At 62.6% G+C, this 19,183-nt stretch carries 18 protein-coding genes; 15 read left to right on the top strand and 3 right to left on the bottom strand.

Translation table 11 applies throughout. From position 1 onward, the window contains the following. The first annotated feature begins 170 nt into the window (after window positions 1-170). The 14 genes from B5G20_RS01310 (at window position 171) to B5G20_RS01375 (ending at window position 15,877) form a co-directional block, all read left to right on the top strand. Window positions 171-521, top strand: coding sequence for a PadR family transcriptional regulator (locus B5G20_RS01310; RefSeq protein ID WP_087354249.1), 351 nt, complete (start codon window positions 171-173; stop codon window positions 519-521). Then, entirely contained in the window at window positions 518-1,702 is a 1,185-nt protein-coding gene (locus B5G20_RS01315) for a permease prefix domain 1-containing protein (RefSeq protein ID WP_087354253.1), read from the top strand. Before B5G20_RS01310 ends, B5G20_RS01315 begins: the two co-directional genes overlap by 4 nt. A 181-nt stretch (window positions 1,703-1,883) precedes the next feature. Then, a complete protein-coding gene (locus B5G20_RS01320) occupies window positions 1,884-2,675 on the top strand; it encodes a tyrosine-protein phosphatase (protein ID WP_087354257.1) in 792 nt (263 codons plus the stop codon). Window positions 2,676-3,169: 494 nt separating this feature from the next. Continuing rightward, entirely contained in the window at window positions 3,170-4,714 is a 1,545-nt protein-coding gene (locus tag B5G20_RS01325) for a 2-isopropylmalate synthase (RefSeq protein ID WP_087354260.1), read from the top strand. Window positions 4,715-4,789: 75 nt separating this feature from the next. Further along, entirely contained in the window at window positions 4,790-6,055 is a 1,266-nt protein-coding gene (gene leuC, locus B5G20_RS01330) for a 3-isopropylmalate dehydratase large subunit (RefSeq protein ID WP_239286816.1), read from the top strand. Window positions 6,056-6,106: 51 nt separating this feature from the next. Further along, window positions 6,107-6,607 (top strand): 3-isopropylmalate dehydratase small subunit, encoded by a 501-nt coding sequence (locus B5G20_RS01335; RefSeq protein WP_087354266.1) that lies wholly within the window; start codon window positions 6,107-6,109, stop codon window positions 6,605-6,607. 133 nt (window positions 6,608-6,740) lie between these two features. Beyond that, window positions 6,741-7,850: a 3-isopropylmalate dehydrogenase gene (leuB, locus tag B5G20_RS01340; protein WP_087354610.1), complete on the top strand. Its 1,110-nt coding sequence runs from the start codon at window positions 6,741-6,743 to the stop codon at window positions 7,848-7,850. Between the two features lie 501 nt (window positions 7,851-8,351). Beyond that, entirely contained in the window at window positions 8,352-8,837 is a 486-nt protein-coding gene (locus B5G20_RS01345) for a sigma-70 family RNA polymerase sigma factor (RefSeq protein WP_239286818.1), read from the top strand. Window positions 8,838-9,207: 370 nt separating this feature from the next. Next, entirely contained in the window at window positions 9,208-10,170 is a 963-nt protein-coding gene (locus tag B5G20_RS01350) for a hypothetical protein (RefSeq protein WP_143750189.1), read from the top strand. A 538-nt stretch (window positions 10,171-10,708) separates the two neighbouring features. Further along, entirely contained in the window at window positions 10,709-11,713 is a 1,005-nt protein-coding gene (locus tag B5G20_RS01355; RefSeq protein WP_087354272.1) for a hypothetical protein, read from the top strand. Between the two features lie 6 nt (window positions 11,714-11,719). Beyond that, complete coding sequence (locus B5G20_RS01360; protein ID WP_087354275.1) at window positions 11,720-12,178, top strand: helix-turn-helix transcriptional regulator; 459 nt, start codon at window positions 11,720-11,722, stop codon at window positions 12,176-12,178. A 17-nt stretch (window positions 12,179-12,195) separates the two neighbouring features. After that, complete coding sequence (locus tag B5G20_RS01365) at window positions 12,196-13,899, top strand: serine/threonine-protein kinase (protein ID WP_087354278.1); 1,704 nt, start codon at window positions 12,196-12,198, stop codon at window positions 13,897-13,899. Between the two features lie 173 nt (window positions 13,900-14,072). Next, complete coding sequence (locus B5G20_RS01370) at window positions 14,073-14,675, top strand: hypothetical protein (RefSeq protein WP_087354280.1); 603 nt, start codon at window positions 14,073-14,075, stop codon at window positions 14,673-14,675. Between the two features lie 8 nt (window positions 14,676-14,683). Beyond that, window positions 14,684-15,877, top strand: coding sequence for an SPFH domain-containing protein (locus B5G20_RS01375; RefSeq protein WP_087354282.1), 1,194 nt, complete (start codon window positions 14,684-14,686; stop codon window positions 15,875-15,877). On the opposite strand, the gene B5G20_RS01380 is transcribed toward B5G20_RS01375, so the two are convergent. Beyond that, complete coding sequence (locus tag B5G20_RS01380; RefSeq protein ID WP_204207612.1) at window positions 15,810-16,313, bottom strand: helix-turn-helix transcriptional regulator; 504 nt, start codon at window positions 16,311-16,313, stop codon at window positions 15,810-15,812. The two genes, B5G20_RS01375 and B5G20_RS01380, sit on opposite strands and share 68 nt — an antisense overlap. 252 nt (window positions 16,314-16,565) lie before the next feature. Between B5G20_RS01380 and B5G20_RS01385 the strand changes: the two genes are divergently transcribed. Beyond that, window positions 16,566-17,699, top strand: coding sequence for a DUF6591 domain-containing protein (locus B5G20_RS01385; protein WP_087354284.1), 1,134 nt, complete (start codon window positions 16,566-16,568; stop codon window positions 17,697-17,699). Window positions 17,700-18,309: 610 nt separating this feature from the next. On the opposite strand, the gene B5G20_RS01400 is transcribed toward B5G20_RS01385, so the two are convergent. Together B5G20_RS01400 and B5G20_RS01405 are read right to left on the bottom strand one after the other, a co-directional pair. Next, window positions 18,310-18,642, bottom strand: coding sequence for a type II toxin-antitoxin system RelE/ParE family toxin (locus B5G20_RS01400; protein WP_087354286.1), 333 nt, complete (start codon window positions 18,640-18,642; stop codon window positions 18,310-18,312). Beyond that, complete coding sequence (locus tag B5G20_RS01405; RefSeq protein WP_087354287.1) at window positions 18,635-18,985, bottom strand: type II toxin-antitoxin system Phd/YefM family antitoxin; 351 nt, start codon at window positions 18,983-18,985, stop codon at window positions 18,635-18,637. The genes B5G20_RS01400 and B5G20_RS01405 overlap by 8 nt, the downstream gene beginning before the upstream one ends. Window positions 18,986-19,183 lie beyond the last annotated feature (198 nt).

Below are 19,183 nucleotides of genomic sequence, written 5' to 3' on the forward strand. Positions count from 1 at the left end.
GAGGGCATCGGGCACCTATGCCTGTCGTTTGTAAAAAAGTGCCCTACAACGCATAAGTATTGATTCCGAATCCGCTAGAGATATTTCATTTAAAAAAGTACATCGACACACATAGTAGTTTGTGTTACCTTGTAGAGGACAGGTTGGGCTGCCATCTAGGAGGTGACGGCATGGCGACGCGGGACGCGGTGAGCGATCTGATACGGGGCAACATCGATGCCATCATTCTGAATGTCCTCTCGCGGAGCGACAGCTACGGCTATGAGGTGCTCAAGGAGATAGCAGCGGCGAGCCGGGGCGAGTACGAGATGAAGGAACCCTCGCTCTACACGAGCCTGAAGCGCCTGGAGGGCCAAGGCTTTGTGGTGAGCTACTGGGGCGACGAGACCCAGGGCGCGCGTCGGAAGTACTACCGGGTAACCGAGGAGGGCATGCGCGAACTTGTCGAGGCGACGAAGCGTTGGGTGCGCGTGCGCAACATTATCGATCAGCTGCTCAACCAGGATGGAGGAGACCGATGAACGAGCTTAGGATGTACGTCGAGCACCTGTTTGAGGGCAAGGTGCTGACTGCGGAGAATATCGAGCTTAAAGAAGAGATCTATGGCAACCTCGTGGCGCGCTACGAGGACTACGTGGCTAGCGGTCTCTCTGAGGCTGAGGCGCTCGAGAAGACTAAGGCGAGCTTTACAAGCGTGGACGACGTGCTCGCGGAGGAGGGCTCGCCTGAGGAGGGCGCGGCTCAGACGCGGGTGATGGCCGGCGGGGCTTCAGTTTCCGGCGCGGTTGATGGGGATGCAAATGCTTCCGCGGCTGACGTTCAGTCGGGGGAGGGTGTTGCCCCAACGACAGCTATACCGCGTGTGGAGGGTGCGCCGGTGCCCCCGGGTGCCGCCGCTGACGGCCAAGTGGTAGCAGCCCCTGCCCCTACCCGCAAGCGCTGGCCGATCGTGGTGGGGATCATCGCCGCTGTGGCCGTGGTGGGCCTAGCACTCATGCTGCTCTTTAACGTGGTGGTGGAGCCTGCGTTCGATTACGCTGAGGACACAGTGGAGAACGTTATCGACTCCTCAACGGGCGCGGGGACAGGCGCTCAGCAGGGGACGAGCAACGGCAAGGGTTCGGGTAACGGATCGGGCAACGGCGCGAGCAATCAGGGAACCCAACAGTACGTCGACCCTGAGGATCAACGTGAGTACGAGACGACGACGGCGCTCGTCAACGAGATTGCTGACAGCCCCGTCACGCCGCTGCAGGCATATGCGGGCCGCGCGAACACCTCCGAGGTGGCAGCGCTCGCCGCGGAGCTTCCGCTCGGCGCTAACCTCCGCGAGGCGGGTATCGACACCGCCAACGCCGCTACCGCCTATCTCGACTACACCGAGGTCTCGGGCGATATCGAGGGCGATGCCCTCGACCGCGCGCTCGTCTACAACGTCGCGGCGATCTTTGCGGTCTATCCGGATATCTCCGCGGTGCGGGCGACGCTCCAGGAGGCGTACGACAGCCAATGGGATGCAGACACGTACCTCTTTGACCGCACGCGGGTGGAGCAGTGCTTTGCCAACACGAGCGGCAATGCCGTCACCCAGCTCAACAGCTCGCTGCTCGAGAGTACCGACGCATGGGACCAGGTGAAGGGCTTCATCATGGACCATCATGAGTTTGCTGAGAACGTGGCCGATTGGTCAGAGACCAACTAGCATGCGCGGAGTGTGAGCTGTCCCAAGACGAAGATGAGATGAAGTGGCGCGGCGTCCCGTCGTTATACGGCGGGGCGTCGCGCGCTGAAGGCGCCGTGGATATTACGGAACGCTGACAGGCGCGGGTGGCCGGCTCTGGTAAGGTGATGCCCGAACAACTCGATATGAGAGGACAGACCGCATGAGCGAGGCGACCGGGACTGCAAGCACGCACGTCAACCACGGCAAGATCGTTTTTGAGGGACTGCGCAACGCGCGCGATCTCGGTGGCCTGCCGGCCGCGGACGGGCGGCACATCCGCCCGCGGGCGCTGCTGCGCTCGGACACGCTCTTTCCGGCCACGGAGCATGATCGCGCCCGCCTGCGTGATGAGTACCACCTGTCGCTCGATATCGACCTGCGCAGCAACGACGAGTGCGCCGAGCGCCCCGACCCGGTCGACGCCTTTCCCGGGCTTCGCTACGTGCATCTGCCGGTCTTCTCGGAGGGTGGGGCGGGCGTGTCGCGCAGCGCCGAGGATATGGATGTGGTCGAGGCCCGCGTCCGTGCAGGGGAGATTCAGCCCGCAGACCTCATGATCGCGCTCTATCCGCATATCGTGCTCGACCAGTCGGGCATCGATGCGTACACCACGTTCTTCCGCGAGCTCCTCGCCCACGAGGAGGGTGCTGCGATTTGGCACTGCTCGGCTGGCAAGGACCGCTGCGGCATGGCGAGCGTGCTGACGGAGGTCGCGCTCGGGGTACCGTGGGAGCTCGTGGAGCGCGACTACCTCGCCACCAACATCTTTTACGGCATCGACCCCAAGACCTGCGAGCCCATGGAGGCGCTCGAGGGCGTGGACCCGCGCTTTCTCGCTGCGGCAGTTGATGCGCTCAACCGCGAATTTGGCGGCATAGAGCGTTACCTTGAGGATGTGCTCGGCGTTGACGCCGACGCCCAGGCTACGCTGCGCGCCCGCTACCTCGTTTAGCTCGAGCTTCGCTTGGCTGCGGGGGCAGTGCGGCGTGTCGTGAGCCTTGTTGCCCGCCCTACCGCCTACCGTTTTGCCCCACGCAAACCGCCGCTCGCCGCAAAGTCCCTTGCGCGGCGGGCACACTTTGCTACACTACAGCACATGAGCATGCCGTCCGGCACGCTCGACTGAAGGGACGACGCATGGGCAACCAGGCAGACATCATCGCACGCGAGGCGCTCCGCCCCGTCTGCGCTGCCGCGTGCCCGCTATCCCTTGACGAGCTACTACTTGCTGCCGATGTGCGCTAGGGTACGCCGTCACCGCGTCTGATTCCTCGACCGTCTACGAGCACCCCACCGCGCATCTACCCACTGCCCTGCAGGGCGTCGCGCGACGGGGTGCTCTTTTCCGTGTAACGATATCGGCCATCACGCCACCTCCTGCAGAGCCCGACCAAGGCCACATGCCGGGCGAGCACCTCGCACCGGCACGAGCAACAGGAGGACCGTATGACCCGCAAGATCGCCATCTTCGACACCACGCTCCGCGACGGCGAACAGTCGCCCGGCGCCAGCATGAACACCGAGGAGAAGCTCATTGTCGCGCGCCAGCTTATCCGCATGAACGTGGATGTTATCGAGGCGGGCTTTCCCATTTCGAGCCCCGGCGACTTTAAGAGCGTGTCCGAGATCGGCCGCATCGCGGGCGACGCCTGCACCGTCTGCGGCCTCACGCGCGCGGTGGACAAGGACATCGAGGTAGCCGCCGATGCGCTCAAGACCGCCAAGCGTCCGCGCATCCACACCGGTCTGGGTGTGAGCCCGAGCCACCTGCACGATAAGCTCCACCTCACCGAGGACGAAGCCGTGGAGCGCGCGGTCCGCGCCGTCAAGCTCGCGCGCAACTTTGTGGACGATGTCGAGTTCTACGCCGAGGACGCCGGTCGTGCCGACCAGGACTTCCTCTGCCGCATCATCGAGGCCGCCATCAAGGCGGGCGCCACGGTGGTAAACATCCCCGACACCACGGGTTACAACATGCCGTGGTCCTTTGGCGCGCGCATCGCCGACCTGCGCAACCGCGTGGCGGGGATCGAGGACGCCACCATCTCGGTCCACACCCACAACGACCTCGGCATGGCCACGGCGCTCGCCATCGAGGCGGTGCGCAACGGCGCGACGCAGGTCGAGTGCACCATCAACGGGCTCGGCGAGCGCGCGGGCAACACGGCGCTCGAGGAGGTCGTCATGGCCATCCGCATGCACGGCGAGGAGCTCGACGCGCATACCGATATCGTGACCACCGAGCTCACTCGCGCCTCCAAGCTCGTGAGCTCCATCACGGGCATCAACGTGCAGCCCAACAAGGCCATCGTGGGCGCCAACGCTTTTGCGCACTCTTCGGGCATCCATCAGGACGGCGTGCTCAAGGCGCGCGACACCTACGAGATCATCGACCCGGCCGACGTGGGCGCCGGCGGCTCGCAGATCATCCTCTCGGCGCGCTCGGGGCACGCGGCGCTGCGCCACCGCATGGCCGAGCTCGGCTACACCTTTGCCGACGATGAGTTTGAGAACATCTACCAGGCGTTCCTCGAGGTCGCGGACAAGAAGAAGGAGGTCTACGACGAGGACCTGGAGTCCATCGTGCACGAGCGCGAGCGCGAGACCAAGGCCATCTGGACGCTCGGCGCGGTGCAGGTCTCGTGCGGCTTCCCGCTCACGCCCACGGCCACGCTCACGCTTGTGGGCGAGGACGGCGCCGAGCACACGGTTGCGGCGTTTGGCACCGGCCCGGTCGACGCGGTCTACAAGGCCGTGAACCAGATCGTCTCGGTGGAGAACGACCTCTCGGAGTTTGCGATCAAGGCCATCACCCGCGGCATCGACGCGCTGGGCGAGGTCACGGTGCGCGTAACGGCCGCCGACGGCCAGGTCTACACCGGCCGCGGCTCCGATAACGACATCATCGTCTCGTCCACCAAGGCCTACATCAACGCGCTCAACCGCCTCATCTCGGTCCAGCGCGAGAAGCGCGAGGTCGCCAGCGCCTAACCCTCTCGTCCGCGCCAGCCGGGCGGGCCCCTGCCTGTCCGGAGCGTCAGAACAACCCTAGGAAGGACAGCATCCATGCCACGACCCATGACCGTAGCCGAGAAGATCCTCGCGGCCCACGCCGGCCTCGACGAGGTGCGCCCCGGCCAGCTCGTTGAGTGCGACCTCGACCTCGTGCTCGCCAACGACATCACCGCCCCGATTGCGATCGACGTGTTCCGCGAGCTCGGCGCGACCGAAGTCTTCGACCGCGACCGCGTGTGTCTCGTGCCCGACCACTACGCGCCCAACAAGGACATCAAGAGCGCTGAGCAGACCAAGAAGATGCGCGATTTTGCCCACGAGCAGAAGATCCGCCACTACTGGGAGCAGGGGTGCGCGGGCATTGAGCACGCGCTTCTGCCCGAGCAGGGCGTTGTGGTGCCGGGCGACCTCGTGATCGGCGCCGACAGTCACACCTGCACCTATGGCGCGCTGGGCGCGTTCTCCACCGGCGTGGGCTCCACCGACGCCGGCGTGGGCCTCGCCACGGGCCGCGCGTGGTTCAAGGTGCCCCCGACCATCAAGTTCGAGATTGAGGGCGAGCTCGCCGACGGCGCCACCGCCAAGGACATCATCCTCTACATCATCGGGCTCATCGGCGTGGACGGCGCGCTCTACCAGGCGATGGAGTTTACCGGCTCCACCATCCGCAACCTCTCTATGGAGGGGCGCATGTGCATCTCCAACATGGCGATCGAGGCAGGCGGCAAGGCCGGCATCATCGAGGTTGACGACGTGGCGCGCGCTTGGCTCGAGGGCCGCACGGAGCGCCCGTACGTCGAGTACCACGCCGATGTGGACGCCGAGTATGCCCGCGTGATCCGCATCGACGCGGCGGACATCAAGCCGTGCGTCTCCTGGCCGCACCTGCCGAGCAACACCCATCTCGTGGAGGAGAGCCGCCACATTCAGATCGATCAGGCGGTTATCGGCAGCTGCACCAACGGGCGCATCGAGGACATGCGCGCCGCCGCCGAGGTGCTCGCCGGCCGCCGCGTGAATGAGAACGTGCGCTGCATCGTGATCCCCGCCACGCAGGCCGTCTTTAAGCAGTGCATGGCTGAGGGCCTGGCCGAAACCTTCATCGATGCCGGCTGCGTCTTCTCCACGCCCACGTGCGGTCCGTGCCTTGGCGGCTACATGGGCATCCTCGCGGCGGGGGAGCGCTGCGTCTCGACCACCAACCGCAACTTTGTGGGACGCATGGGCGACCCGACCTCCGAGGTTTACCTGGCGAGCCCGGCGGTTGCCGCCGCGAGCGCCGTGGCCGGCCATATCGCCCTGCCGAGCGACCTGTAATGGGTCATTTGGGACGGGGTTGTTTTCAGTCATTTCGAAAGGAACGCAGCCATGCACTTTGAAGGCACTGTTTTTAAGTATGGGCGCGACGTTGATACCGATGTGATCATTCCGGCGCGCTATCTCAACAGCTCTGACCATGCGCATCTTGCTGCGCATGCCATGGAGGACATCGATCCCACGTTTGCCACGCGCGTCAAGCCGGGCGACATCGTGGTGGCCGAGGAGAACTTTGGTTGCGGCTCGAGCCGCGAGCATGCGCCGGTGGCGCTCAAGGCCGCGGGCGTCTCGTGCGTGATCGCCAAGAGTTTTGCGCGCATCTTCTACCGTAACGCCATCAACGTCGGGCTTGCCATCATGGAGTGTCCGGACGCGGTGGACGCCATTGCCGACGGCGCGCGGGTGGCGGTGGACACCGAGACCGGCACCATCACGAACCTCGACACCGGGGCGACCTTTACGGCCGAACCGTTCCCGCCGTTCATCGCCGAGATCATCGAGGCGGGCGGTTTGGTGGAGCGCACGCGCCAGAAGCTCGCCAGCGGGAACTGAGGCACCGTATTTTGGCGCTCAAGCCCATGGGTCATTTGGGGGCGTGTTCCGTTAACCCATTCAGAAAGGAGCCGTCATGCCGCTCGATAACCCCTTTGCCGCGGGTCCGAGCTCGCAAGATTGGAGTTGCAACGTGAAGAAGACCTACCAGATCTGCTGCCTGCCGGGAGACGGCATCGGCCCCGAGATCATCGCCGAGGGCAAGAAGGTGCTCGACGCCGTGGGCGCGCGCTATGGCGTGACGTTTGCCTGCGAGGACACGCTCATCGGCGGTGCGGCGATTGATGCGTGCGGCAACCCTCTGCCCGACGAGACGCTCGAGGCGGCCCGGGCGGCCGACGCGGTGCTCCTGGCCTCGGTGGGCGGCCCCAAGTGGGACACCACCGACCCCGCCGCACCTCGACCAGAGCAGGGGCTCCTCAAGATCCGCAAGGAGCTCGGCCTCTACACCAACCTGCGCCCCGTGCAGATCTTCGGCGCGCTCGCCGGCGCCTCGACGCTGCGCCCGGAGATCATCGATGGCGTGGACATGATGATCGTGCGCGAGCTCACGGGCGGACTCTACTTTGGCCGCCGCGAGCGCTTCTACGACGAGCCCGGCGCCGGCACGGACGGCGCGGCCGGTCAGCGCGCCTACGACACGCTCGAGTACCGTGAGTACGAGGTCGAGCGCATCGCGCGGCAGGCGTTTGAGGCTGCGCGCAAGCGTCGCGGTAAGGTGTCGAGCGTGGACAAGGCCAACGTGCTCGAGACGAGCCGCATGTGGCGCGAGATCGTCCACCGCATCGGCGAGGCGGAGTACCCGGACGTGGAGCTCGAGGACGTGCTCGTGGACAACGCCGCCATGCAGCTCATCAACCGCCCGGCGAGCTTTGACGTGGTGGTGACCGAGAACATGTTTGGCGACATCCTCTCCGACGAGGCGGCGCAGATCACGGGGTCGCTCGGCATGCTCGCCTCGGCGAGCCTGGGCGACGGCGTGGCACTGTACGAGCCAAGCCACGGCAGCGCACCCGATATCGCGGACCAGGGGATTGCCAACCCGCTTGCGCAGATCCTTTCGGTTGAGATGATGCTGCGTTATAGCTTTGACATGGGCGAGGCTGCCGACGCCGTGCGCGCCGCGGTGACCGTCGTGCTCGATGAGGGCTGGCGCACGCGCGACATCGCTGACGCCGAGACGCCCGCCGAGTGCGTGCTCGGCACCGCAGCCATGGGCGACCAGGTGGTGGCGCACCTGTAGAGTCCTACGGAGGCGCAGCTGCGGCCGCCGCGCAGATCGCGCGCCCTGCGCGTGGGGTGCCTGCCGAGTGCCGCGCGCCCTCTGGCCCACTCGCGACGGAAAACTGAGTAAGAACGGGACCTGCCCGCATACACGCCCTGATCTGCATGATGATGCTGCAGGTCAGGGCGTTATTTGTTATGCGGCTGCGCGGGGTGCCTCGTCTCTCGTGCAGTTTTCCGTCGCGAGTGTGCCATCTCCCTGCAAAGCCCATGTCGCGCACCTTCGCCTTCCGCTCCGGTGCTCGGTTTTCCGTCGTGCGCGGCGCGGGCAAAGTGCACAAGCGCCGACGCCGAAATAATCTGTCAGAACCGCGGGCTTTCTTCGTGTAGTAGGTAAAGGGAGGCAATCTCCTCAGGGGGTGAGACGATGCGTGGCGAAGAGGAGCTGTCTACTTCGGGCGACGGGAGAGACCGGCAGCTTTTGAGGGGCCATGTCGCGGCGGCTCGGGCCGAGCAGTTGGTGCAGAGGTATGCGGACTGCATCTTGCGCCTGAGCTACACCTATCTGCACTCTACGCAGGATGCGGAGGACATCTGCCAAGAGACGCTCTTGAAGGCCCTCCGACGCCAGGAGCCTTTTGAGAGCGAGGAGCACGAGCGCGCCTGGGTTCTCCGCGTGGCCATGAACGCCTGCAAGGACATTCTGCGGCGCAATCGGCTGCGCAGCTCGGTCTCGCTGGAGGATGCTCCGGAGCTTGTCGCGCCGCGCGTGCAGAGCGAGGCGGCGGAGCAAGACCGGATGGCATGCGTTCTAGATGCGGTCATGCGGTTGCCGGCATCTCTGCGCATTGCCATCTACCTGCGCTATTACGAAGAGTACGAGGTCCGTGACATTGCCCGTGCGCTCGGCTGCACCGAGGCCGCGGTCGCGGCACGGCTCTCGCGCGGTCGCAGGCGGCTGCGCGGCATGTTGAAGGGGGTTGTAGGGGATGAGTTCGACTTCTGAGCTGTATCGGGAGGCTCTCGACGGTTTTGCGCTTGCGCCTGAGGTGAAGGCGCGCATGGTCACGCGATTGGTCGCCGCGCTGGAGAATGAGGGGGAGGTCGGCGGTGCGGATCCAACGATGCCCGAATGTAGCGTGCGTGTGCCTTTTGCGTCTCACCCACCAGCGGTGTCGGGCCTGGCGCCGTCGCCCTCCGGGCGGCCCCAGCGCGCTGTCCTGCCCTGGCAGCCCAGGCGCACCGGACGTCTCCAGCGCGCCGGTGCTTCCTGGACATATCCGTACCGTATCGCTGCGACGGTTTTGCTCCTGATGTGCCTTGCGGGAGTGACATCGGTGCAGGCGGCAGGCGTGTTCCGCACTCTTGGGGCGGCTTTGTCCGATCTGTTTGGCCCCGTATCGGCCGAGACCGCGCAGTCCGAGGGTGTTGCCGCTGTCCCAGGTGTATCCTGCACCGATGCCGGTCTCACGCTCACGGCTGAGGCGGTGGTGGGAGATGCGCGTTCTTGCGTTATCGTGTACTCGCTTTCCACGGTAGATGGCGACGCATTTGATACGGCGGGACTGGTGGTAAAAAGCAGGACGGGCGATGCGTACCTGCTGAGCGTCGGAGGGGAGGGGGACGCATATCCGTTGCTGCGCTTGGCGTTCTCTGAGGTTGAGGCGCGTGTGAACGGGGAGATGCCCTGTGAGACGAGTCTCTCGCTCTACGACGCCGACCCCTCTGACAACGCCGTTCAAGTGGTGCAGCGCCTCGTGTTTGGCGAGGGGCAGCTTGATGGGGCGTGGGATGCGGTGCCAGCGGCGTCCGTTCGGTTCTCCCGTCTGTGCACGTGGGACACCTCGGGAGAGGAGACCGTCGCCGACGGCACTTGGGAGCTGGAGGTTCCGTTGGCCTATACGCAGGGGCCTTGCGCGTTCACGGCAGGCCAGACCGTTTCCGTGGGCGGTCATGATGCGCAGGTTACCGCACTCGAGATGTCTCCAGTGAGCATACATGTGCGCTATACGGTGGATACAGCGCCGCTTGTCACTTATGGGGCGCAGAGCTCCGATGGCCAGGGCGTTCAGCCTGATGCCGGGTCGATCAATCGGGAGGCTCAGCGGCTTGCACTCGCATCGCTTGATGTAGTCATGCGAGATGGTGAGCGCATCCGGGTGCTGGGCATTGATGACGACCAATACGTTGGCGCAATGCCCTCAAGCATTGGTAGGAATGCCAACGGCCAAGCCGTTGTGACGTACGACCTCACCCTCGCCGACCGTGTTGTTGACCCCGATGAGGTTGAAGCGGTGGTTATCAATGATGCGGTTGAGGAGGGTGAGAGGGTGGACTGAATCGAGGCTCTTCGGCGAACGTGTTGTGCATGCTAGGAGGCCGTGCGCCCTTGGGAAACGTCGAATAGGGGGTGACGCCGAGGGGTGGTGGTAGATCGCGCTCGCGCAGGCCGCATAGAGCCTCTTTTGCCACGTGCGCGGGCGCTACATCGAGGTTTACTGCAATTTCCGGAGGCGCCTCCGAGTAGGCCCATGCATGCGTACACGCTCTACCTGCGGGTTCTTTATCCGCCTCGCGCCGGCTACTTCACTATTCCGCCAGAGATGGTAGTAACGCTCGACCTGTTTGGCTCTTGCCCTCTCTGTGGGGCGTTCAGTCTAGCCAGCGGGCAAGGGGCGGCAGGTCCGTTTTCCCACGCTCCCGGCTCGCTGACGAGTGCTTATCTGCCATCCGACGCCCCTCAAGGGGCCTCAAACGGCAGATAAGTACTCGCGGGCATGGCAAGGCATCGTTCGCGAGGGGTTTTCTGCCTGCTATAGTGGACCCAACGAAGAGGTTGCGGGGGCGGCGGCGCGCCTCGCGGGGAATGGGGGAGCTATGGCGGATGTGAACAACGATCCTCAGGGGCAGCTGGAGCCCGCGGATACCTACGAGGCGGTTACGGTCGAGGTTTCTGCGGGCGACGGTCCGATTATTCTGGGCGAGATATTGTCGCGCCATCGGCGCATCGTGGCGGCCGTCCTCGTCGTCGTCGCGCTCATCTCCTTCATCCCGCTGCGCATGGTGTTCTCCAACCCCGATACGTACGTGGGGCTTACGCAGACGCTCGACACCAAGATCGATAACGTTATGGGGCTTACGGCGGCGTCTGCGGCGGCATCGGCCGGCCTCTCGGCCATACCCGGCGATGCGGGCACGCCCATCGCAGAGAAGCTCATCGAGCTGGCCGGTAACTTCGGAATCATCCTCGCCATCGTCTTTTTGGAGAAATACCTGCTCACAATCTTTGGGGCGGCGGCGTTTGGGCTGTTGGTGCCTGTGGGGTGCGTCTTCGGCATCATCGCCGTCATGACGTACGGGCGCCTGACGCTCAGCAACGTCATGGCCAAGCTCGCTCTCAAGCTCGTGGTGCTTGCGGCGGTTCTGCTCTGCACGATCCCCACGAGCGTGTGGGTCACCAACACCATCGACAAAACGTATCAGACGTCGCTCGAGGCCTCGGCGGCGGCTGAGGCGGCCGAAGACGCGGCCGGTGCGGATGAGGCGCAACAGGGGGAGTCGGGGGGCGCGGGGAACCCCATCGACAGCCTCTTCGGTTTCTTCCAGGGCATTCCCGACGCGGTGGCGAGCGGTCTTGCGAGCGTGTCCGGCGAGATCTTGGGTCAGCTCAACAACCTCATCGAGCAGTTTGCGGTCATGATCGTAACGTCGTGCCTCATTCCCGTTCTCGTGCTGGTTTTCTACCTGTGGATGGCAAATCTTCTGCTCGGCATCAACATCGAGGCGCCTGCCGCCGCCCTGAAGGCGCGCGCGACCAGCCTCAAGACGCCGCCGCGCCGCCGCTCGCAGGGCGAGGGCATCACGCGCGCGGGCAGGGCGTGAGGGCGTATGAAGCAGGAGCGCCTGACCGAGGACCTGCTCGAGCGCCTGCTCGCCGCCGAGGCGCCCGAAGCGTATCTGGGCGAGCGCGACGCCGTGATCGACCGCGCGCTTACCGATTACCTGCGCGAGCTGCTGGCCGACCGCGGCATCAACCGCTCCGAGCTATCGCGTCGATCGGGCGTCAACATCACGTTCGTGTACGACATCTTCAAGGGTAAGAGCATGCCGGGGCGCGATAACGCCATCATGCTCGCGCTGGGGCTCTCCTGCGACGTGCGCGAGACCCAGCGCCTGCTGCGGCTCGCCGGGGTTTCCGAGCTGTGGCCCAAGCGCCGGCGCGACGCCATCATCCTCTGGTGCATCGAGCACGGCATGACGCGCGTGGCGTGCGACGACGAACTCTACCGCTTGGGCGAGAGGCCCCTGTTCGATCCCAAAGACGACGCCGACGGCGGCCGCGCGTGAGGGGCGGGCAATCTGCGATGGACGAGCATGCAACGCTGCACGGCATGAATATCGACGACGCCTACGTGGTCGAGCGGAGGTTGGCGTGCGGTCCGGCGGGCACGACGGAGCTCGTGACGCTGGGCGACGTGGGTCCCTTTGTGCGCAAGCGCCTGCCGCGCGAGCGGGCCCACCGCGTGGTGTGGGCGGTGCTCTCTCAATGCGAGAGCTCACGTTTGCCGAGGATTCGGACGACCTATGAGCTGCCGGATGAGTTTGTGGTGGTATGCGACTATGTGCCGGGAGACACCTTGGCCGAGGTTGTGGAGCGCGAGGGAGCGCTTGCCCCCGAGCGTGCGCGTGCCCTGGCGCACGATCTGTGCGAGGCGCTTGCCGACCTGCATGCGCACGGCGCGGTGCACCGGGACGTTGCGCCCGCCAATATCGTGCTGGCAAAAGACGGGGCGCATCTTATCGACTTCGGGTGCGCGGGCGTGCCGGCGCTTGAGGACGATAGCCAAAAGAATCCGCAGGGAACATGGGGCTTTGCGGCGCCCGAGCAGCATGGATTCACGATGGTGGATGCGCGGGCGGACCTGTATGCCGTGGGCCGTGTGGTTGCGTACGCGGCAACCGGGGCGCGGCCCGAGGGCAACTCTGCCCGGGAGCTTCGTGCGCACATTGCAGGGTTGCCCGAGGGCCTGCGCGCGGTGATTGAGCGCGCATGCGCCTTTGAGCCGAGCGCGCGCTATCAGACGGCGGCAGACCTCGGCGCAGCTTTTGCCGGGGCAGCGTCCGGCGCGGGCGCGGGGAGCCAGGCTGCCTCGGGGCAGCAGACGGCCGAAGTGCAGGCCGCTTCCGGTGCGCCGGCGTTCGGCGGCGCACCGTCGCCTACCGTGCCCCCAGACTTCGCGAGCCCTCGCCCCCGGCGGTCAATGCGCCGCCCGCTGCTTGCGGTGGCGACGCTGGTGCTTGTGGCGGCGATCGCCTGCGGTGCGTGGTTTGCGTCGGGCGGCCTCTTTGCCCCTGCTGACCCTGCGGGCGACCGTGGCGGGGACGCTCAGCAAGGTGCCGTGCAGCAGCAGGATCGCGCGCCATCAGGCGGTCAGACGACCGTCGGGGCCGGTACCTCCACAGGCGAGCTGGTGGAGGAGGCGGCGAAGGCCCTCACGATTACCGAGAGCTCGTGGTATGTCAGCTCTGGGGGCTTCGTGCGCTATGCGGTCGGTATCGCCAACACGGACGATGATGTGACGGCCCTCTTTCCCACCGTTCTGATTACAGGGCGCGATGCCGACGGCAACGTCCTCTTTTCAGACACGCAGGTGCTGAACAGCCTGTTTCCCGGTGAGACGCACTATTGGGGAGGGCAGGCCGGTAATGGGGCCGCACCCGCAAGCGTTGAGTTTAGCATCGCGCGTCCGGGTGATTGGGAGGTCGAGCAGGGGTCGGGTGCATCGAGCTCCTATACCGTATCGGGCGTGATGACCTCGCAGGACCTGCTGGGCGGAACGGTAGTGACGGGGGAGCTGACGTTCGTTGCGCGCGGGGACGAGGCGTACGGGAGCAACCAGGTGGCGATCGTGGCGATTGGCCGCGATGCACAGGGACAGATGGTATGGGGCGAGGTTGGCTTTGTGTCCGAGCCCGCGGTGGGCGCAACCGTTCCGTTCGAGGTGACGTCGCTCGGGAGTGATGTGCCTGCCTACACGACCGTGGAGGTCCATGCGTACCCGTGGTAACAGACGGATAACGAGCTCCGCTTCGTGCCGTTGTCGTTTGACGTCACAGGCTGTTTGGAGAGGCCGACATCTGCACGCCCTCAGCTTGAATTCAGTTGGCAACTGATGAAATGAGTCAGAGGCTCAATAGCATAGGAAGACAGTGCTATTGATATCGCTGATGGGAGCATGCGATGGGAGCCTATGAGCCGGCACCTGACGAACTGGTTGTCCTACATGGGGAACGCTGGATTCTGGATGATGCGGGACGCGAGAAGCAGCTGAGCGAAATCGTGCTGACTAGCCGCAATCTCGTTTTGGTCAACGAGGTTCAGCAGGGCCTGTTTAAGAAGGTCCCCATGGTTATGAAGTGCCCTTTGGATCGCGTGCTCGACGAGCAGGGCGCTCCAGCCGTCATGACCACTAAGCTTAAAGGAGTTTGGTGGGTTCAGGCTGTTTTTGGTAACGAAGTGCTTCGCTTGCGAAATGCCAACAACAATCGTCTAGAGGCAGAGCGTCTTGCAACGGCCATCAAAAACGTGGCACTGGGTGATCTTTCCGGCGTACCTTCGGAGAGCGTGATGCCTCCGGAGCTTGCGGGTGTTGTTGGAGGAGCGAAGGATTTGCTCGGCAGCATCGTCGGGGCGGGTGCGAGAATGGTGCGAGAAGGCGCCGGCAAACAAGCGAACAAGCCCGCCATGGTTTCGGCGGTTTGTCCCAGTTGCCACGCGCCACTCAGCGGAAGGAAGGGGACAAGGGTGACCTGCCCCTACTGCGATTCGCCGTATACCTTGTAGGAGATATCATGGGTATCTTGGATTCAGCATTCGATTCCTTTGAGGGTATGCTTGCCGACCAGTGGAAGGATGTTGTCACATCAGCTCCCTTTGACGAGCACACGGTCGTTGCTCCAGGAATTCGTAAGCGCGAGCAGAGTGGGTTTGGGGCAAACCGAGGGAGCGATGACATTCTCTCAACCGGTTCGATTATCTTTATTCCCGAGAACACGGCCGCCTTCATTTTCAGCCAATCGGGAATCGAACAGGTAATTACTGAGCCCGGTGGTTACGAGTATCGCGATGGTGAAGCGAGCGTATTTGATGAGCAGAGCCGCAAGAGCAAGGGCATCGGTAAGATCTTGCTCGACGAAGCGGGGGAGCGCTTTGGCTTTTCTGGCATGTCGCCCGAAGAGAAGCGCGTTGCATTTGTTAATCTGCGCGAGATTCGCAACATAAAGTTCGGTACGCGTGGCCCCTTGGTGTATAACGACTCGTACTACCAGTGCGATCTCGAAATCTTCTCATATGGTTCTTTTACGGTGAGGGTAACCGATCCGGTCCTATTCGTCCGGAATTATGTTCCCGCAGGCGTTGTCTCTTATAGTTTCAATGATCCGGCGGTACGTTCTCAGATGCTTACTGAGTTTCTCCACTCATTCATTGTCGCAGTGGGAGAGCTGTCATCGCAGTACCGTGTGTCCATGTTGCCCTCGCAGGCAGATGAAATTCGCGGGCGAATCGTGGAGGATACGGCGAACGCCGGAACCTGGGCGGCGCGCTTTGGTCTTGAGCTTGTTTCGGTTGGGATTGAGAATATCGAGCTTTCCGAGCAGTCGCGTGCGCTGATTCAGCAGTTTGCCGAGCAGCGGATGAGCGTCAGAGCTTATGAGGATGTGTCCCAGACCGCCGCAAATATTGCCGCTCAGCAGATGATTGCTCAAGGAGTTAGGGATAATGGCTTGGGAGATGCCGGCGGCATGCTGTTTGGCATGAACCTTGCGAGCGGGCTAAATCCAGTAAACGCGTCTCAGGCGGGAGCGATGTTGTCGGGCGCACCGGGGGCTTCTGTGCCTCAGGACGGTCGACCGGGGGACCAGTCATCTCCTGATGACTTTGCTTCACAGCTCGAGCTGCTCGAGAAGCTCAAGGGTCTTATGGACGCTGGTGTTGTGACTGAGGAGGAGTTTGCGGCAAAGAAACGCCAGATTCTAGGGATTTAGCTCTCTTATCTGTTTTGAGCAGTGTCTTTTCTTGTAAGCGCCAAAGCTCGTCGTCGCATTCGGCTCGTGTCTTGCCGTTCTCAAGGCACCAGATAATGATGGCGTCGCGTTTGGTGTTGGGCCAGAGCTCGGCATTGTTTGCCAAATGCAGGATCTGCTGTGCTTCATCAAGGGAAGCATGCAAACCAAAGGCGAGCATGATGGCATGGTCACGGCCGGGACGGCTTTTACCTGCGAAGATGTCATATACAACGGTGGGATGAAGACCACAGGCTCGGATTACCTCTGCGCGCCGCATTCCTCTCTTGTCGAGCAAACGGTTGAGATACTCCCGAAGCGTGCATTCGACCGTCGCCCCATGCTCAAGATAGTCGTCAGGGGAAGCAACGCTGCGCAGCCGTTGAAGCAGTTCCTCAGTGGACAGCCAGTCTGCCATAACCCTCCCCTCACGTCGGCATGACTCTGTACGCGCCTGATGCCATCGATGGGGATGGCCCAAGTTGTTCGTCAGCATCCCGTGTGCACGTTGAAAACGGGCTTGGCAGTCTTTCCCGTCGAACCCGTTGTTTAGCCGTGTGCAGTCCGTCCCATGGGGCCGACAGTTCAAGTTTGTGTGATGATAACTCCGAATTCCTCAGTTGCCAACTGAATACCGTGCACTCGATTCAGTTGCCAGCTGAGGAATTCAATGCGCTTCGAACTCACAATCAAGCTGACGAATTGCCGTTTGGGGATTGGAGTACCAGTGGAGTGGGAAGCAGCGTCCACAGGCAAGAAATCGCCGAGGAAGCGTCGTGGCTGCCTTATCGCAATTGCCGTCATCATTCTGATAGCGATTGTAGGAGGGGCGATAAGCCGCTGTTCGGGAGGAGGCTCGGAAGATTTACAGTGGCCGTCGAGCGGGTTGGCGCAGCTCCTCCCCGATCCTCCGAGCACCAAGGGAACCGTTCTGATCAATGACGAAGACCAGCTGTCTGTGCATATCGATGAGGTTTCTGCGGACGCATATGAGGCATATGTTCAGGAGTGCCAGGACAAGGGCTTCACGGTGGATATCGAAAGCGAGTCCGATAGTTTCGATGGCTTCACGGAAGAGGGCGAGCACCTATCACTCTCTTATTATTCGAGCAGCGAGAGATTGAATATCGACCTCGAGGCTGCCCTGGAGATGGCTGATTTCGCTTGGCCTACGGTGGGACCTGCGGCTTCGGTGCCAGTTCCTCCCTCGACCCATGGTTCGGTTACCGTTAACAGCGGATCGCAATTTACCGCAACCGTTGACGGTCTCACGGCGGAGTCGTTTAACGCTTACGCGGATACCTGCATGGGGGCGGGTTTCACCGTGGATTACGACAAGGGAGACGACTACTTCCACGCCGATAATGCTGCAGGTGTGCACGTGAGCCTTATGTGGAAACGGTTCGGCATGATGGGGATTTCAATCTCTGCTTCGATGGAGGATGCGTCGACCGATACGGGGAGTACTGATCAAGCGGATACTTCTGCCGAGCCCACCACAGCGGAGACGCCTGCGACAGATGCGGCACCTGCAGACACCGGCGGAGTAAGTCCCGACTTTAAGGCGACGATGGACAGCTACGAGGCGTTTTTTAGCGAGTACGCCGACTTCATGGTGGCGTATCAGGCGAATGCCAGCTCACCTGAGTTGTTGGCTCAATATGCTGATATGATGGCACGGTATGCCGATATGACGCAGTCGATGGATAGCATCGACGAGAACAACCTGTCGGCGGCAGATTATGCGTACTACATTGAGGTGACAGGACGGATTACTGCCAAGCTCGCTAGCGTGACGCAGTAAATTGGTTGTTGTTGCGCTGGGCACCGTAGGGTGCCCAGCGTCACCCGTTGTGAGCCGTGCCCGTTGCATCGCGTCTAACAATCCAGACTCCACCTCGCGCGGGGCCCTCGCGCTGGAGAGGCCCTCATCGCGGAGACTTGCCACGATGCGTTCTGCGGAGCGTTTGGAACACCCGAGGTGGGCGGCGAGATTTGCGACGGTTTCGCTGGGGTGCTGGGAAAAGTATGTCATAACAATTCTCGCATCCCACCTAAACCCCCGCGCAACATAATGCGCATCATCGAAGCGAAAAGCTCGGAGATTATCGATCAATGGGTGATCTATTTTGGGAGCGCCAAGTTCTATTGTTGAGATGGCGATGTTGTATAAAACGGCGTCGCATCGTGTTTCGGTCGGAGCACAATGACTAAAACTCAATGAGGTCGCCCACGCGCACGTCCAGTGCGCGTGCGATTTTGATAAGCACATCGATACCGATATCAGCCGTTCCCGTCTCGATCTTCCAGAGGTAGGAGCGGCTGATACCCGTTCTTCGGCGAGGCGGCGCAGATCGTCGGTTCGCTCAGCATGCTCGCCTCGGCGAGCCCGGGGCGGTGCGGCACGATTGCCGTTACGGCAGCTGCCGCTCCGCTTCGGCAAGCCGCTTGCTAATGTCCGCTTTTGCGTACAGGATGCGTGCGACCGTGACTGTCTTGCAATCCTCTTCGACCCAGTAAAAGGCCACATGGCTTTTGTACCGAATGGTCCGGAATTCATGGGAGAGGGGCAAGATGGGCGCATAGACGGCTCGGCGATACGGCATGGTGCCGAGACGCTCTATCGCCGCGACGATTCCCTCGGCGGCTTGCATCGCCGCGGTAGGGTTGTGCAGCGAGTCCGCGATATAGCGAACGATTTCTTGAAGGTCGCGCAGGGCGATCGGGAGATATGCGACGCTATACATGAGCTGTTGTTTTGACGTCGGCCGTGCGCGATTCGACACTTGAGGATGAGGGAACTGCGGGCGGAGTGCCGATAACCTGGGGTTCCAGTGTTTCGCGAAGTGTTGCTAAGACCTCTGCCGATGAATAGCGCGTTGCGGTGGCCTCGGCCTCACGCTCTGCCTCCTGCAGCTTGGCGTAAACCGTGCTATCAAATTCGAGGGCTGCAAACGATTCCATGCTCATGACCACCATGTCGCCCACGCCGTTCTTGGTGAGAAACACCGGCTCGTTCGTTTCATGAACATCGCGAGAGACTTCCGCAAACTTGTTGCGTAAATCCGAGATAGGACGAATCTGTTGCATCGCGCACCTCCGTACTTTGTTTGCTTAGACACTATCATGATTATGATAAATTCGCTAGGCCATGGAGAACCAAGCATGCATCCTAGAGTGTGCATGCGGTTACGATATGCCGCGCAAGGTTGGAAACGCCCATTGCAGGGTGTCTATCAGGCGGACGAGATTATCGATGTGCTGGAGGATATCTCCGCGCACATAATT

The organism is Collinsella sp. An7, assembly GCF_002159335.1.
GTDB lineage: Bacteria > Actinomycetota > Coriobacteriia > Coriobacteriales > Coriobacteriaceae > Coprousia.

Coding starts and splice junctions, on each gene's coding strand:
- B5G20_RS01310 (WP_087354249.1), top strand. CDS start 171: ATGGCGACGCGGGACGCGGTGAGCGATCTGATACGGGGCAACATCGAT.
- B5G20_RS01315 (WP_087354253.1), top strand. CDS start 518: ATGAACGAGCTTAGGATGTACGTCGAGCACCTGTTTGAGGGCAAGGTG.
- B5G20_RS01320 (WP_087354257.1), top strand. CDS start 1,884: ATGAGCGAGGCGACCGGGACTGCAAGCACGCACGTCAACCACGGCAAG.
- B5G20_RS01325 (WP_087354260.1), top strand. CDS start 3,170: ATGACCCGCAAGATCGCCATCTTCGACACCACGCTCCGCGACGGCGAA.
- leuC (WP_239286816.1), top strand. CDS start 4,790: ATGCCACGACCCATGACCGTAGCCGAGAAGATCCTCGCGGCCCACGCC.
- B5G20_RS01335 (WP_087354266.1), top strand. CDS start 6,107: ATGCACTTTGAAGGCACTGTTTTTAAGTATGGGCGCGACGTTGATACC.
- B5G20_RS01355 (WP_087354272.1), top strand. CDS start 10,709: ATGGCGGATGTGAACAACGATCCTCAGGGGCAGCTGGAGCCCGCGGAT.
- B5G20_RS01360 (WP_087354275.1), top strand. CDS start 11,720: ATGAAGCAGGAGCGCCTGACCGAGGACCTGCTCGAGCGCCTGCTCGCC.
- B5G20_RS01365 (WP_087354278.1), top strand. CDS start 12,196: ATGGACGAGCATGCAACGCTGCACGGCATGAATATCGACGACGCCTAC.
- B5G20_RS01370 (WP_087354280.1), top strand. CDS start 14,073: ATGGGAGCCTATGAGCCGGCACCTGACGAACTGGTTGTCCTACATGGG.
- B5G20_RS01375 (WP_087354282.1), top strand. CDS start 14,684: ATGGGTATCTTGGATTCAGCATTCGATTCCTTTGAGGGTATGCTTGCC.
- B5G20_RS01380 (WP_204207612.1), bottom strand. CDS start 16,313: ATGGCAGACTGGCTGTCCACTGAGGAACTGCTTCAACGGCTGCGCAGC.
- B5G20_RS01385 (WP_087354284.1), top strand. CDS start 16,566: ATGCGCTTCGAACTCACAATCAAGCTGACGAATTGCCGTTTGGGGATT.
- B5G20_RS01400 (WP_087354286.1), bottom strand. CDS start 18,642: ATGTATAGCGTCGCATATCTCCCGATCGCCCTGCGCGACCTTCAAGAA.
- B5G20_RS01405 (WP_087354287.1), bottom strand. CDS start 18,985: ATGCAACAGATTCGTCCTATCTCGGATTTACGCAACAAGTTTGCGGAA.